This window comes from Desulfobacterales bacterium (assembly GCA_028704555.1).
Taxonomy (GTDB): domain Bacteria; phylum Desulfobacterota; class Desulfobacteria; order Desulfobacterales; family JAQWFD01; genus JAQWFD01.
Genome location: JAQWFD010000024.1, coordinates 14,930 through 29,046 on the forward strand (window position 1 = coordinate 14,930; position 14,117 = coordinate 29,046).

A 14,117-nucleotide genomic window follows, 5' to 3' on the forward strand; every position below is an offset into this window, starting at 1 on the left:
GGGTAAATTCACACTAATCCGCGATGAGCCTTTTTCCCGTCCCGAAACCCTGACAGCAGCGGTTGCATTTGCCGTTGTTCTCTCCTGTATTAAAGGCAGGCTTCCCGTCCCCGGCTTTTTCCTACATCCGCAGGGAAATTCCTGCCAGCAAGTTAAATCCCGGCTCCGGTCCGTTTGTTTCATAATAGTCCTCATCCAGGATATTGGTGCCCTGAAGAAAGACTTCGGCGTCGATCCCCCCGATTTTTTTTAATTTCTGGGTCAATTTAGCATTGATCAGGAAATAGTCGGGCAATTTTGTCCATTCGTAATTATCGTTCTCCCAATACTGCCGTTTCGTATAGGATGCCTGCATGTTAAGCGTAAGTCCGAAGGCGCAACGGTAGGTCAGCGCCAGGTTAACCCGGTGCCGGGGCCGACCTTCCAGCTCACGGTCATTGTTCGATTTGTCCGCTGTGGTCAGATAGGTGTAGTTTAAATCCGTATGGAAGGCCCTGGAAAGTTGCATGCCGACAGTTGCCTCCGCGCCGTAAATGGTCGCTTCGTTGATGTTGATGTAGACGGATTCACCGTCGAGTTTCGTGGAGTCGATCAAATCGTCGACATTGTGATAAAAAAAGGCCGCCTTACCGGTAACATTCTCGGAAAAAATGTGGGAAGCACCCGCTTCATAGGCGAGCGCCTTTTCCGGATCCAGGTCTGGATTCCCCCCGCCGTAGGTGCTGTACAACTCCTTTAAGCTGGGGAATCTGCTTTTTTGACCGACGGATACGTGAAAACGGGTGGCATCCGTCATGTCAAAGGTCATCCCGACCTGGGGGTTCACGATGTCCATCTGGCCGGGCGCCGGCTGGTCGGATGTCTGGGTCGGCTCAAACGCATCGTAACTCAGGCCGAGCACCACGGAAAAACGGTTAAAAGGCCTGAATTCATCCTCAACGGCGAACGTATAGGTATGGGCAGCGTATTCTTCTTCAGGTGTCCATCCCACCGAGGCCGATCCCTTAAGGACATCCCAGCAGTCGTCACTGAGGTAATTTCCTTCCTTGTGGTTGTCCTTCATGTAGTTCAGGCCGAAGCGAAGGCTGTTCCGTTGCCCCATATTCATAAGGGCTTGAATCTCTCCGCCGATGGAGCTATCATCATAATAGCTTTCCTCAAACCACTTTTTTCCCCCTGTGGTATGTTCCGCATCCCAGCTTACATCCATAATCCCGTCGGAATGGTTTACGTAAAACAACCGGGTTTTCACCTTGAGCGCGTCGGTGAATTTGTGTTCCCCGACCAGATTGAGCTGCCATTGCCGCCAGTCGCTGTATGCCCAGTAGCGGTTATAAAAGGTGGGCATTCCCCGCTCATTGTCGACATAATCAAGCGACAGGTAGGCACTCGAATCGCCGCCCGGATCATAGCCGACTTTCAGGTCCAGGCTTTTTTTCGTATAATCGCTTAAATCCCTTTTGCCGCCATCTTCGTTATAGGACGTGCCAAGCCCCACATCGGGATCGGTTTCATCAAAATCCCCGGACAGCCTGTAACCATCGGATGCCTGGTATCCCCCCGACAGCCAATAGTTCAGATTTCCGGCACTTCCGCCGTGACTCAGAAAATAATTGGCAGTGCCGTAGTCCCCGAAGGAAGCGGTCAAGGATGTTTGGGGGGTGGTGCCTCCCTTTTTCGTAATAATATTGATGACGCCACCCATTGTATTGGAACCGTAAAGAACGGAACTTGCCCCTTTGGTGATTATAATTTTGGATATAATACCGGCCGGCAGCATGGAGAGATCTACCGTTCCAAAATAATTCTCCCGGGCCGGAACGCCGTCGATGAGAACCTTGACCTGCCTTTGGTCAAAGCCCCTGATGCTTACATGGGATTCTCCCTTACCCGCCATCTGCACCAAAACGCCCGGAAGAAATTCCAGCGCCTCCGCAACGGTTTGTGCGCCCTTGGCTGTAATCTCTTCCATGGTTACCTCCGTCACGGTTGTTGCTGAATCGACAGATCCCTTTTCTCCCGTCACGAAGACTTCTCCCAGATTAAACATGCTGTCACCGGATTGGTCTTCCGCCATGGCGCCGCTGACCACCATCATGCTGGACACCAATAAATAAAACATTTGCCGAAGTTGTACTTTCAATTTCATTCATCTCTCCTGTTCACATGCTGACTGATTGAAACGTGACCCCGATGTCACGTCGTTTTTCAATGGCACCAGACAGCCCTCGGACTCGTTCTATCGGGTTCCGGCCCCACCAAATTTTCCAAACCTCCGGATAACAAGTCATATCGACGGAGGATCGTCCTTCCTGCCGAATGCCGGTTGGCATGCATGATCCGAAAGCATAAGAAATGTCATTTCCTGTCATTCCGAAGATCAGTTTCAAATTGTGAAGCACTCGCGGGCGGCAGGTGGTGTAAGATCCGTTCGGCTTCGTTATCCGTAAGCTCATAGTGGTAAAACTTCGTGTAATAATCCGTTAATTCCTGCTTAACATCCAGATGCGAAAAAATTTCCGGGTGAAAAAGTTTTGCAAGGAACAGAATGCATAAGAAAGATTCGGTACTGAAGTGGCTCCAATAAAACAAGCCCTCGGGATTCATGAAAACTTTATTTTCCCTGACGGCCGTTATTCCCTGCCACCGGGGATCGTTTACGATCGAATCGATGGAGGGCAGTGTGCTTACCACAATGATATCCGGATTCCACAGAATCATCTGTTCCGTTGTCACTGTAACGAAATATGACGGATCGGCGTGAGTCTGCATGGTGCCGCCGGCGGCGTTCACAAGCCAGTACGCGGTGGAAAAGCGCGTCTGAGTTTTAGAAGGACCCTGGATCTGCCCGCACACAAAAAATACCTTGGGGCGATTGGCCGTCGGAATTCTCGACGTGACAGCAATCACCTTTTGTATTCTTTCATTCACGTATGCGCAGTATTCTTCCGCGATATTTTTTGCTTCTCCGCCCAGCAACTCCCCGTAAAACCGGATCTGTTCGTAATTGTCACCGATAAAGCCCTCCAGCGTGGATTGCCTCCGGCCGCCATCGTAAGGAACCACCACGGGAAGTCCGGCCGCGCTTAATTGTTCAATCTGTTTTGCAAACGGGTGGTATATAACAAGGTCCGTTTTCAGTTGAAGAAGTTGTTCCACATCGGGAGACACAAAGTTGTCCATGACCTGAATACGCTCTAACTCGGGGTTCAGTTTGTAATCCCACGGCAGAAGCACATTGGCGACGATGGCCACCCGATGGGCCGCACCGAAAGCGAACAGCTTTTCATAGCTGGGGCCGTGAATACAGGCGATCCTTTTCGGCGTTTCGGGAATACGGACTTGCCTGCCGGCCCTGTCGATGATTACGCGGGTGGCGGGCTTGATTTCGGAGGCTTCCGGATTATGCGGGCTTGTGGGCATGAGCAGGAAAATTTGCAGGGCCAGAAAAAAGATCCCGCGGTTCCGCCAATATCCGAAGCTGTGTTTTTCTCCGTTCGGAACAGCACTCTTATGCATGGCAGTTTGTCCTTTTTGAGTTGTATTCCCCAACGCGTTTAAGTGCTCCAACCACTGCGTTTGGTTCGAATCAGAAGATATCCGAAACAGGGCGCACCGATGATGGCCGTCAGGATACCCACGGGAATCTCCCCCCCCGGCAGCGTTCTTGCAAGGGTATCCATACACAGCATGAAAACGCCCCCTAACAGGGCCGAAAAAGGAATCAGCACGTCATGGTCCGCTCCCACGATCATTCTGGACATATGCGGGATGATCAGCCCCACCCATCCGATGTTGCCGCATGAGGCGGTGGCAGCGGCCACCATCAGGGTGGCCGTCAGGATATGCCAGGCCCGCCGGCCGGATACGTCGACCCCCAGGGACATGGCTTCTTCATCGCCCAGCGCCATGGGGTTGAGTCCCCAGCGGAACAGATAGCTCAACAGCAGCCCGACAAGGATCAGCGCTCCCCCCCTGGATGCATCCCCCCAGGAAACGCTGTTGAAACTTCCCATGGTCCAGAAAACGATAGCCGGGAGTTGACCATAGGGATCCGCCTTGCACTTGATATATGAAAGTCCCGCCACAAAAAGTGCGGAGACGATGACACCGGCCAGTACCAGGGTGGTAACCGAATTATCTCCCCGTTTTCCGATTTGACAGGCAATGCTTACTGCAATCAGGCCGCAAACAAAGGCCGAAGCTTCGAGCATCATAGCGGAAGCACCGAACAAAAGCGCCAGCGCGGCTCCGAAGTTGGCACCTGAAGTAACGCCCAATATGGCCGGCGAGACCAGCGGATTTTTGAAGAGGCTCTGGAATGCAACACCTGCGACCGATAGTGCGGCCCCCGTCATAATGGACATCAGAATTCGGGGCAGACGAACGGACCAGAGCACCAGTGCCGATTGCGCGGGGAGGCTTTCTGCGCCTTCCAGCCCGATGAGGGAGAAAAATAATCTGCCGTCGGTGGGAAAATCTATCGGATATTTTCCCGTTGAAACGGCAAGCAGAATCGTGCCGCACAGAGCAATGGATGTCAGCAAAAAAATAATCTTGTTTTTTTTCACGGTTTTTTCTTTATCCGCCATTCCAATTAATTTTCAATGATAGAGATTTTTATTGCGGAGCTTGGGTTTAATACCCCGCCCTTTGGGGCGTTTCGATATATTTTGCTGTGCGTAGCCTCGGAGTCCCGCCCGTTGCCGGCGTACGACATGGCGCGATCCGGGGAAAAGATGTCGGGGCCATGAAGCGTTAAGAAGCGCAAACTGTTTGAGGCTTGCCGAGTTTTTGCGCTTTAGCTTCATGGGCCCGGCATCCCCCGGATCGTGCTGGAGAAGCCGGCAACGGGTGGGACGGACCCCGTGACATTGTGGCCGCAGTTATGATCAAGCCCTATTTTGATACCCCGCTGCTTGCGGCGGGGCAGTTCGTTTTTTAATACTGATTTTATCAGTATGTTGCAGGCTGAGCGCTCTGCGCTTGAGGGCCCAAAGCTTTGCTTTCTTGAGGATGTTATAAGATAAAAGCCTCTTGCCTAAAACGAAGTGCTCCTCCAGTGATAGCGCTCTTCAGTCCGTCCGCAGGGCGCTAATTTAAAGTCGATTTGCCTCCGTCCGCCAGCGGCACGACGAAGCATTTTCCATGGCAACCGTTTTCGATGGACACCTTCATCCCATACATGGACTCGAGCGTGCGTTCTTCAAACACATCCTCTGTCCTTCCCTTTCGATGCACCCGGCCCTGTTTCAACATCACCATCCGGCTGCAGTATCTTGCCGCCAGATTCGGATCATGTAGGGTAATAACTGTCGTCAGATTTTTAGCCCCGGTAATCGCCTGAACCATACCCAGAATGATATGCTGATTCTTGAAATCCAGGTGAGAGGTCGGTTCGTCCAGTAAAAGAAGGCAAGGGTTTTGAAAAAGCGCCCTGGCGAGCAGCACCATCTGTTTTTCTCCGCCACTCAGTTCAGTGAACGAACGGTTTTTCAGATGTTCCAGCCCCAGTTCCGCCAATGCCGCTTCCGCATCCTGGTAATCCTTTCGGGACGGCCTCCCGAAAAACCCAAATCGAGCTACCCGAGCCATAACGACCATCTGAAGAGAGGTAAAAGAAAATGCCACGGTTGCACATTGGGGAACCACGGCTATCTGGCCTGCAATGGCTTTTCTTGAAAACTCTCCCACCGCTTTTCCGCCAATGGAAACCTGTCCTTTTTTCGTTTTTAAAATACCGCTGATGCATTTGAGCAAAGTCGTCTTGCCAGACGCATTCGGTCCTAAAAGTCCGCAAATCGTACCCGCATCCACGGAAAAATCGATATCCTTCAAGACCTGATTGGTCGTGTAATCAAAACTGAGATCACGAACCGAAAGCATTTCCATACGCAAAATTTCCTTTTCAAATTTATCGCCAATATATGACCCTTATAAACGTCAAATATTTTTAGCGGGACAATCGTAAGCAGTCATTGGCCACCAAAACATATCTTTTTTAAATATAAAGAAAATAGACGGTTAATAAAAAAAATTACTGCTAAAACAGCTGCTAACTTTTGCTTGTCCTTATATTATATGTATGCTATAAACGTCAAACATTTTTTTAACAGGACAATTGCAAGTAGTCATTTGATGTCATTAACTTAAGTAAAAATGGATCACCCATACTGTTATCCAGACGAAGGTCGGAGTTCACAGCTGCCTGAAAAGATGTGTTTTCCGACTTCGAGGGATGGCGCAAAGTGCTTCGAAGCATGAGCAAAGGGGTTTGTCCGTTATGATGAAATTATATGAAAGGCTGGGATTTTGTGACGGGGGTGTCATTACACTGGTCGGGGCCGGGGGAAAGACCTCGCTGATGTTCCGGCTTGCCCGTGAATTGGCTGAGGCCGGCGAGACGGTGCTCAGCACGACTACAACCAAAATTGGTAAACCGGAAACCGACACGTCGGAAGCGGTGATCATCTCGTCTTCGGTGCAAACAGTTCTGGATGAGGCCCGCAAGCGGCTGCCGGACCATCTCCATCTGACGGCGGCATGGGGTTGTCTCGGCGATCAGAACAAACTGACCGGATTTTCCGGGCCTGAAATTGATCAGATACATAAGAGCGGACTGTTTCGGTGGATACTTGTGGAAGGGGACGGGGCCGCGCGTCGGTCCCTGAAAGCGCCGGCACCGTATGAGCCCGTGATACCGGATTGTACGCGATGGCTGGTCACCCTGGTCGGGCTGGATGCCGTCGGAAAGGCACTGTCGGACCGGACGGTGTTTCGTTCCCGGCTGTATGCACAGATTACGGGGCTTTCGCAGGGAGATGCCGTTACCGAAGCATCGATTGCCCGGGCGATCGTGCACGATCAGGGATTGATGAAGGGCTGCCCGTCAACTGCCGTACGGTATGTGTTTTTTAATAAGGCCGAGGATGCAGCGCTGCATCAAAGCGGTCAAAAAATTTCTGATATTCTGCTGGAGCAGGGTGCCCAAAAAATTGATGCGGTTTTTATCGGAGCCGTTCAGGGAGATCCTCATCAGGTTGAATGCCGGCAAATTTGCAGAAATTGCGTATGAATCGATTCGGATCAATGTTCGCTGCTTGATGGGGGATGATGCTCTGTCCGGTGCAGGCCGGGCAGCCGGAATCCCCGGAGAAGGCTTCGGATCCTGCCCTCGTGCTGTCCATGAAAATTAACTTTTCGGCCGCCTTCACCTGTGGCGCGGTATAAGGGGTGCATGAAGAATATGAAATCAGGGACGGAAAAGCTGAGCAGCTTCATATTCATGATGCGCATTTAATAGAGGTGAAAGTATGATCGGAAAAGCACTGGAATGGATTGAAAACGGCAGAAACGTGGCTCTGGCTACAGTCATTGCCGCCCGGGGGTCATCGCCGCGTCCGGTGGGCAGCCAGCTGGTGATCGATGAAAAGGCCGTGTTTGAAGGATCGGTGTCCGGTGGCTGTATCGAAGGCGCTGTGGTTGCCGAGGCGCTGGAGGTCATCAGCGATGGGAAATCACGGCGGGTGTTTTTTTGCGTCACCCAAAACCAGGCGTGGGAAGTGGGGCTGGCCTGCGGCGGTGAAATCGAGCTTTTTGTGGAAAAAGTGACGTGGCAATCGGATTTGAAGCGGCTGGTCGACTTGCGGGCGGCCAATCGCCCGGTGTGTCTGATTACGGATCTTGCCGGCGGGGAAAAAACGTTAATCCCGCTGGATGTATCCGAAGCCGTAAATGCGTTGGATCCAGAGATTCGGCGTGTTATTGAAAAAATGCAGTATGCTGAGCGGAATATGATCGTCGAGGCGGGCAGCCGCAAGGTTTTTCTGCATGGATTTTATCCGTCTTCAAAGCTGATTATCATCGGAGCGGTTCATATCGCAAAGCACCTGTATCAATTCGCGCGAACCGTCGGGTATCAGGTGTTCATTATTGATCCCCGTGAAGCCTTTGCCAATACCGTACGTTTTCCGGATGTACCGATTCATGTCGAGTGGCCGGATGAGGCCATGGAACAAATGAAACTCCATCAACGGACGGCGGTTGTTACCCTTTCGCATGATCCCAAGATCGATGATCCGGCCTTGGTGACGGCCTTGCGTTCAACCGCGTTTTATATCGGGGCGCTCGGCAGCCGGAAAACCCATGCGGAGCGCTTGCAGCGGCTCCGTCTGGCCGGTTTCTCCGACGAGGTTCTGGAACGGATTCACGGTCCTGTCGGCCTGGATATCGGTGCTGTCACTCCGGAAGAAATAGCGATTGCCGTCATGGGCCAAATTACGGCCATCCGGCGAAACGGATGTAGAGGATAGCGGCTATGCTGTTGTATATACACCGCCGGCTTCTCACGCGACGTAATGTCGTAATTAAATTTATCATACGTAAAGCACGGCAATCCGCCATCGCAAGAGGGCTATATAAGCAGCGGTTTGTCAATGAAACGGGGAAAGCATATGCATTTTGACGAGGATCAGTTGGTCGCCCAATTCAGCATATGTATCAACAGGAATTACGGTAAAATGAATAAAAACTTGTATGACGATTCGATGTTGCAGTGGGCCGGGCGCAACGACCATTCGGGTTCCATCGATCATCCGGACCGGCAGGCGACAAAATCCAATCCTTTGTGCGGTGACCGGGTGACCGTTCAACTGATAATGGAAAATGATGTGATCAAGCAGATATATTATCAGTTGATGCCCGGTTGAAAACGCTCAGCGATGCGTTTGAACGTTTTCTGAAATCATCTCCCGATCAAATCATGGCAAATGCTGTTTATCAGGCATTCTCACCGGTACGTCACCACAGAAGTCGGCATAGTTGCATTTTGCTGCCTTACGAGACAGTGCTCAGAGCGTTTTCCGACAGGAATGCTTGATGGGTAGTTGTTTGGACCCGTATCTCCCCGGACAATTTTACCTCACGTAACGTCCGCAAAATGTATTTTCTGTGAGACCACTTTTTCGTTTTGTTCGGGCTGGATGAAAGCCGAGGGGCGCTTGCTGGTAAGCCTTCGGCTTTTCTGCTTTCGATGGCACGGGCGGGGGAAAATGTATTGACAGAAATTCAAACAGCGTTTAAAAGTGGATTAAAAAAACGTATGTTTGAAACGGTGTTTGATTCAGTGGGTAAAACCTGTCACGGAGGTAAAATGACCGATACGAAAACCAGGATCCTGGATGCAGCCGAAACGCTCATGCTTCAACACGGCGCTGACAGAACCTCTTTGCGGATGATAACGACCCGTGCCGATGTCAATCTGGCAGCGATTAATTATCATTTCGGATCAAAAGAAAATCTTGTGGATGCGGTGCTTGCCCGGTATATCGGTCCAATCATCGATTCGCAGCTGGCGCTGCTGGAGAAGGCGGAAGCTGCTGCAGGGAAAAACGGCCCCCCGTTGAATGATATTATCCGAGGGTATCTGATCCCGCTTATCGCGTTTGTCGAGCGCAATCCCCATCATTGTGAGGTGTTTACCAAAATCCTAAGGCCGCTTAAAGATGTGGATCGGTTTCAAAACTGGGTGGCAGAGCTGCAAAAACCTCTCACAGCGCGATTTGGCGAGGCCTTGCTCCGGGTGCTGCCGGATGTTCCACGTGAAACCGTTCTGGTTCGGATGGCGTTGATGATGAGTACGGCCAGCGTATTTTTTCACGCTTGGCAGTTGGAAGACGTTGAACGGGTATACAGCATTTCAGTCAGTAAAGAAAAACTGCTTCAACACACGGTGGCGTTTATTTCTGCCGGTTTTCAGGGTAATGCGGTATGTCCGGGATGAAATTGATTATGGATAAGGAGATAAATACAGCAATGGGACGCAGAAAAAAATGGAACAAAATGAAAATAATAACAGTATGGGTAAGCTGTGTGGCGATGCTCATGTTTGTTGCAGTAGCGGTTGCCGAAGAAAAACCGGCAGGCCAGCCTCCGGCAAAAGTCGTCATGGCGCAGGTTCATGAACAGATGGTGGCGGAAAATACGCCGATTGTCGGCGCCCTGAGTTTTGACAAGGTGAGCAATCTGTCATCGGAGGTCTCCGGCCAGGTACGGACCGTTCGATTCCGGGAAGGGGATCGGGTGAAAAAAGAGGATATTCTGATTCTGCTGGATACCGATTTTATTGACCGGGACATCAGGCTTGCCGAGATCCGGATCGAACAGATCAATGTCCAGTTTGAAAAGGTTGAAAAAGACTTGAATCGTTACAAGACCCTTTTTCAGCAGGAGGCCGCCAGTGAGAAGGATTATGATGACCTTGAATTTACCCGGAGGGATCTGATCCAGCAGCGGCATATGCTTAAACGGCAGCTGGACATCCAGCAGCTGAAAAAAGAAAAAAGTGTGATTCGGGCGCCGTTTGACGGCATCGTGCTTCAAAAGCACGCAGAGGTCGGAGACTGGGTGTCCCCGGGGGTGCAGATCTGCAGTATCGGCTCGTTACATGATCTGCTCGTCAAGGTTCCGATTGGCGAAGATTTGCTGGGCTATTCAAAGAAAGGCACCTTAGTGGATGTGACGCTGCATGCATTGAATAAAACCGTTTCCGGTATCGTGGTCGGTATTGTGCCCATTGCCGATCCCAAAACCAAAAACATCATGCTGAAAATTCAGCTTCCTCAACTCGATATCGCGGTTGAAAATATGTCGGCCACCGTTCAAGTCCCTGTCAGTGCGGAAAAACAGCTTAAAATGATTCCCAGAGACGCCCTGGTGAAATTTCAGGGCAAGGATTTCGTGTATACGGTCAAAGACGGTAAAGCTGTGATTGTCCCGGTTCATATCGTATCGTTTGTCGGTCAGTTCGTCGGGGTGGACAGCCCCGACGTGGCAGACGGGATGAGTGTGGTGGTGGATGGAAATCAGCGGCTGCGGCCGGATCAACCGGTCGAGGCGGTTTCGGGCAATGCATCCGAAAAGAGTCGATAAAACCGCGAAACTGTGAATTGAACATAGTGATCAGGAAGAATGTCCCATGAATTTTATAAAATTTGCGATTAAAAAACCGGTCACCATCGCCGTCGGAATCATTCTCATCGTTCTGTTCGGTCTGATCGGTCTGAACAAACTTCCGGTGCAGCTGGCGCCGGATACCCAGATGCCTCAGATCGAGATCTACACCATCTGGAGCGGCGCCTCGCCCAGTGAGATCGAGAGCGAGGTGGTCAATGAACAGGAAGAGAAGCTCAAAAGCCTTCAGAATCTCCAGAAAATGGAAAGTTCGTCTTATAACGATTATGCAAAGATAACCCTCACCTTTGGCCTGGAGACGGACATCAACACGGCCATGCTCCGCGTATCCAATAAACTGGATGAAGTCTGGAGTTATCCGGACAATGTCCAGAAGCCTATTCTGAGCAGCTCCGGAGCATCCAGCAAACCTATCATCTGGCTGCAGTTGAAAATGAAATCCGGAGACCCGAAGGAGATCGTCAAGTACCAGACCTATTTTGAAAACGAGATCCAGCAGTATATCGAGCGGGTGGACGGCGTGGCATCCCTGATGGTGTTCGGCGGGACAGCCCAGCAGCTGGAGATCGTTCTGGACCCGGATAAGATGGCCCGGCACAACATTACCATCAATGAGGTGATGGCCAAGGTGACGGCTGCCAATCAGGATACATCTGCCGGAACCCTGGGTATTGACCAGAAAAATTACCGGATTCGAACGTCCACCAAATTTCAGAATGAAAAAGATCCGCTGGATGTGGTAATGTTTGATGACGGCTATAAGCGGATTTACCTGCGGGATATTGCTTCCAGCCGCATCGGGTATGAACCCCAGTTCGTTTCCGTGATGGACGATGGCACCGAAGGCCTCGTCATTGCCGTTAAACGACAGCAGGGCGCCAATGTGCTGGAAATCATCGACAATGTCCGGGTGGTGGTGGACCGGCTCAATACCGAGGTGCTGCCGGAAAAGAACCTGGAGATCAAGTGGAATTATGATGAAGCGCCCTATATCCTGAAATCCATTCAGATCGTCAAACAAAATGTGCTGATCGGCGGGATTCTAGCCGTGGTTGTGCTGCTGATGTTTCTTCGGAGCTTTCGGTCCACGCTGACTACGGCGTTGGCCATTCCGGTATCGGCCGTTGGCACATTTATTTTTTTGTGGCTGTTTCATCGCAATCTGAACGTGGTCAGCCTGGCCGGTATCTCTTTTGCCGTGGGGATGCTGGTGGACAATTCCATTGTGGTGCTGGAAAATATCGACCGACACCGAAAAAAGGGCAAACCCATATTTAATGCCGTCAGTGATGGCGCCACAGAGGTATTCGGCGCCGTAGTGGCCTCAACGCTGACCACCGTGGCCGTGTTTCTGCCCGTGGTATTCATACAGCAGGAGGCCGGGCAACTGTTCCGGGATATTGCCATTGCGATCACCGCCTCTATTCTCATCAGCCTTGTGGTATCGGTAACTCTGATTCCGACGGCCATGAATCTGCTGTATAAGAATGCCCGTGTAAAATCGGAAGCGCAGGGGGGGGGGATCATCAACGCAATCGGGGGCTTTTTTGTCCGCCTGATTATGGCGGTCTCAGGTGGTTTTCAGAAGAACGCCTTTACCCGGCTGGCATGCGTGATCGGTTTTACCGCGTTTTCCCTGGCAGCTTCCTGGTACCTCATGCCCAAGGCCGAATACCTGCCGCAGGGCAACCAGAATATTGTCATGAACATTCTGGTGCCGCCGCCCGGCTACAGTTCGGAAAAGCGCCATGAAGTCGGAGAATATGTCTACAGCCAGGTCAAGCCATATATCGAGCAGGACGGTCTGGACGGAATTCCCCAGCTCAAGAATATATTTTACGTATCCGCGGATATGATATCCATGTTCGGCGTCATATGCACGGATGAACATGAAACCGAGGCCAAAAAAATCATACCGCTGATGAACCGGATCATTCAATCCATACCCGGCATGTTCGGCATCAGCGTTCAGCCCGGTATTTTTGAATCCGATATAGGCAAAGGCCGGTCCGTGGATGTCAATATTTCCGGAGAAGATCTGAACCAGATCGTGGGCGGCGCACGGGAATTGTTCGGCGCACTCGGTCAGGCCGTTCCCGGGAGCCAGATTCGTCCGGTGCCGTCGCTGGAAATTTCTTATCCCGAATGCAACATCGTTCCGGACCGGCGGAAATTGTCCACCAGCGGCCTGAACGAATCGGAGCTGGGTGAGTACGTGGACGTGTTGATGAATGGAAGAAAGATCGATGAATACCGGCCCGATGGGGGGTATCAGATCGATCTGGTGGTCCGGGGAGAAGAAACCGATTTTAAAACGCCTGAAGACATTCTCAACTGCAGTATCGTCAACCATTACGGCCAGCTCATCCGGATCGGCGATGTGGCCCGGATCGACTATATCCAGGGAATGACCCAGATCGACCGGCTGGAGAAAAAACGAAACGTCCGCCTGGAGGTTACCCCGCCTGCAGATATGCCGCTTCAGAGGGCCATGGAAACCATCGACGGTATCGTCAACCAGATGGAAAAAGACGGAAAACTTGGCGGGCTCGATGTACAACTGGGCGGAAATGCCGACAAACTGGTGGAAACCCGTCTGGCCCTGCAGTGGAATCTGCTGCTGGCCCTGGCTATCACGTATTTGTTGATGTCGGCGCTGTTTGAAAATTTTTTCTACCCTCTGATCATCATGTTTTCCGTCCCTCTGGCCGCTGCCGGCGGATTTATCGGCCTGATGCTGGTCAATCGGTTCGTTGGGCCTCAATCCCTGGATGTGCTGACGATGCTCGGCTTTATTATCCTGATCGGAACGGTGGTCAACAACGCCATTTTGATTGTTTACCAGTCGCTGAACAATGTCCGGTATGAAGGCATGGAGGGTATGGCTGCCATCACCGAGTCGGTGCGGACCCGAATCCGTCCGATTTTCATGAGCGCCAGTACGAGTATCTTGGGGATGCTGCCTCTGGCGTTGTCCACCGGCCCGGGCAGTGAGATGTACCGGGGGATCGGAAGCGTTCTTCTGGGTGGACTGGCGCTGTCCACCGTGTTCACGCTCTTTGTCATACCGGCGCTGCTGGCGTTTGTTATCGGATTTGAAACGAGACAGCGGACGCCGGCCGCATGAAGATCCGAATACCGAATCC

At 51.6% G+C, this 14,117-nt stretch carries 10 protein-coding genes; 6 read left to right on the forward strand and 4 right to left on the reverse strand.

Going from position 1 to position 14,117, the window contains the following annotated elements; all coding sequences use genetic code 11:
• Positions 1–121: 121 nt before the first annotated feature.
• The 4 genes from PHQ97_10145 to PHQ97_10160 all read right to left on the reverse strand — a co-directional run bounded on the left by PHQ97_10145 (position 122) and on the right by PHQ97_10160 (position 5,892).
• A complete protein-coding gene (locus tag PHQ97_10145) occupies positions 122–2,149 on the reverse strand; it encodes a TonB-dependent receptor (protein ID MDD4393092.1) in 2,028 nt (675 codons plus the stop codon).
• Positions 2,150–2,358: 209 nt separating this feature from the next.
• Complete coding sequence (locus PHQ97_10150) at positions 2,359–3,519, reverse strand: ABC transporter substrate-binding protein (protein ID MDD4393093.1); 1,161 nt, start codon at positions 3,517–3,519, stop codon at positions 2,359–2,361.
• A 38-nt stretch (positions 3,520–3,557) separates the two neighbouring features.
• Entirely contained in the window at positions 3,558–4,571 is a 1,014-nt protein-coding gene (locus tag PHQ97_10155; GenBank protein MDD4393094.1) for an iron ABC transporter permease, read from the reverse strand.
• A 523-nt stretch (positions 4,572–5,094) separates the two neighbouring features.
• Positions 5,095–5,892 carry an ABC transporter ATP-binding protein gene (locus tag PHQ97_10160; GenBank protein MDD4393095.1) on the reverse strand — a complete coding sequence of 266 codons (798 nt, stop codon included), beginning with the start codon at positions 5,890–5,892 and terminating at the stop codon, positions 5,095–5,097.
• Positions 5,893–6,283: 391 nt separating this feature from the next.
• Here PHQ97_10160 and yqeC point away from each other — a divergent pair, with 391 nt between their 5' ends.
• From yqeC to PHQ97_10190, 6 genes are all read left to right on the forward strand, one after another.
• On the forward strand, positions 6,284–7,075 hold the full coding sequence (gene yqeC / locus PHQ97_10165) for a selenium cofactor biosynthesis protein YqeC (GenBank protein MDD4393096.1): 792 nt from the start codon (positions 6,284–6,286) through the stop codon (positions 7,073–7,075).
• Positions 7,076–7,313: 238 nt separating this feature from the next.
• A complete protein-coding gene (locus tag PHQ97_10170) occupies positions 7,314–8,312 on the forward strand; it encodes an XdhC family protein (GenBank protein ID MDD4393097.1) in 999 nt (332 codons plus the stop codon).
• Between the two features lie 207 nt (positions 8,313–8,519).
• Positions 8,520–8,708, forward strand: coding sequence for an iron-sulfur cluster assembly scaffold protein (locus PHQ97_10175; protein ID MDD4393098.1), 189 nt, complete (start codon positions 8,520–8,522; stop codon positions 8,706–8,708).
• Between the two features lie 443 nt (positions 8,709–9,151).
• Positions 9,152–9,781, forward strand: coding sequence for a TetR/AcrR family transcriptional regulator (locus PHQ97_10180; GenBank protein MDD4393099.1), 630 nt, complete (start codon positions 9,152–9,154; stop codon positions 9,779–9,781).
• Positions 9,782–9,840: 59 nt separating this feature from the next.
• Positions 9,841–10,929: an efflux RND transporter periplasmic adaptor subunit gene (locus tag PHQ97_10185; protein ID MDD4393100.1), complete on the forward strand. Its 1,089-nt coding sequence runs from the start codon at positions 9,841–9,843 to the stop codon at positions 10,927–10,929.
• A gap of 46 nt (positions 10,930–10,975) precedes the next feature.
• Complete coding sequence (locus tag PHQ97_10190) at positions 10,976–14,098, forward strand: efflux RND transporter permease subunit (GenBank protein ID MDD4393101.1); 3,123 nt, start codon at positions 10,976–10,978, stop codon at positions 14,096–14,098.
• Positions 14,099–14,117: the final 19 nt, after the last annotated feature.

Excerpts from the sequence above, each read along its gene's own strand:
- PHQ97_10170 (MDD4393097.1), top strand. The coding sequence starts at position 7,314 with ATGATCGGAAAAGCACTGGAATGGATTGAAAACGGCAGAAACGTGGCT.
- PHQ97_10145 (MDD4393092.1), bottom strand. The coding sequence starts at position 2,149 with ATGAAATTGAAAGTACAACTTCGGCAAATGTTTTATTTATTGGTGTCC.
- PHQ97_10185 (MDD4393100.1), top strand. The coding sequence starts at position 9,841 with ATGAAAATAATAACAGTATGGGTAAGCTGTGTGGCGATGCTCATGTTT.
- PHQ97_10180 (MDD4393099.1), top strand. The coding sequence starts at position 9,152 with ATGACCGATACGAAAACCAGGATCCTGGATGCAGCCGAAACGCTCATG.
- PHQ97_10160 (MDD4393095.1), bottom strand. The coding sequence starts at position 5,892 with ATGGAAATGCTTTCGGTTCGTGATCTCAGTTTTGATTACACGACCAAT.
- PHQ97_10150 (MDD4393093.1), bottom strand. The coding sequence starts at position 3,519 with ATGCATAAGAGTGCTGTTCCGAACGGAGAAAAACACAGCTTCGGATAT.
- PHQ97_10190 (MDD4393101.1), top strand. The coding sequence starts at position 10,976 with ATGAATTTTATAAAATTTGCGATTAAAAAACCGGTCACCATCGCCGTC.
- PHQ97_10175 (MDD4393098.1), top strand. The coding sequence starts at position 8,520 with ATGAATAAAAACTTGTATGACGATTCGATGTTGCAGTGGGCCGGGCGC.
- yqeC (MDD4393096.1), top strand. The coding sequence starts at position 6,284 with ATGATGAAATTATATGAAAGGCTGGGATTTTGTGACGGGGGTGTCATT.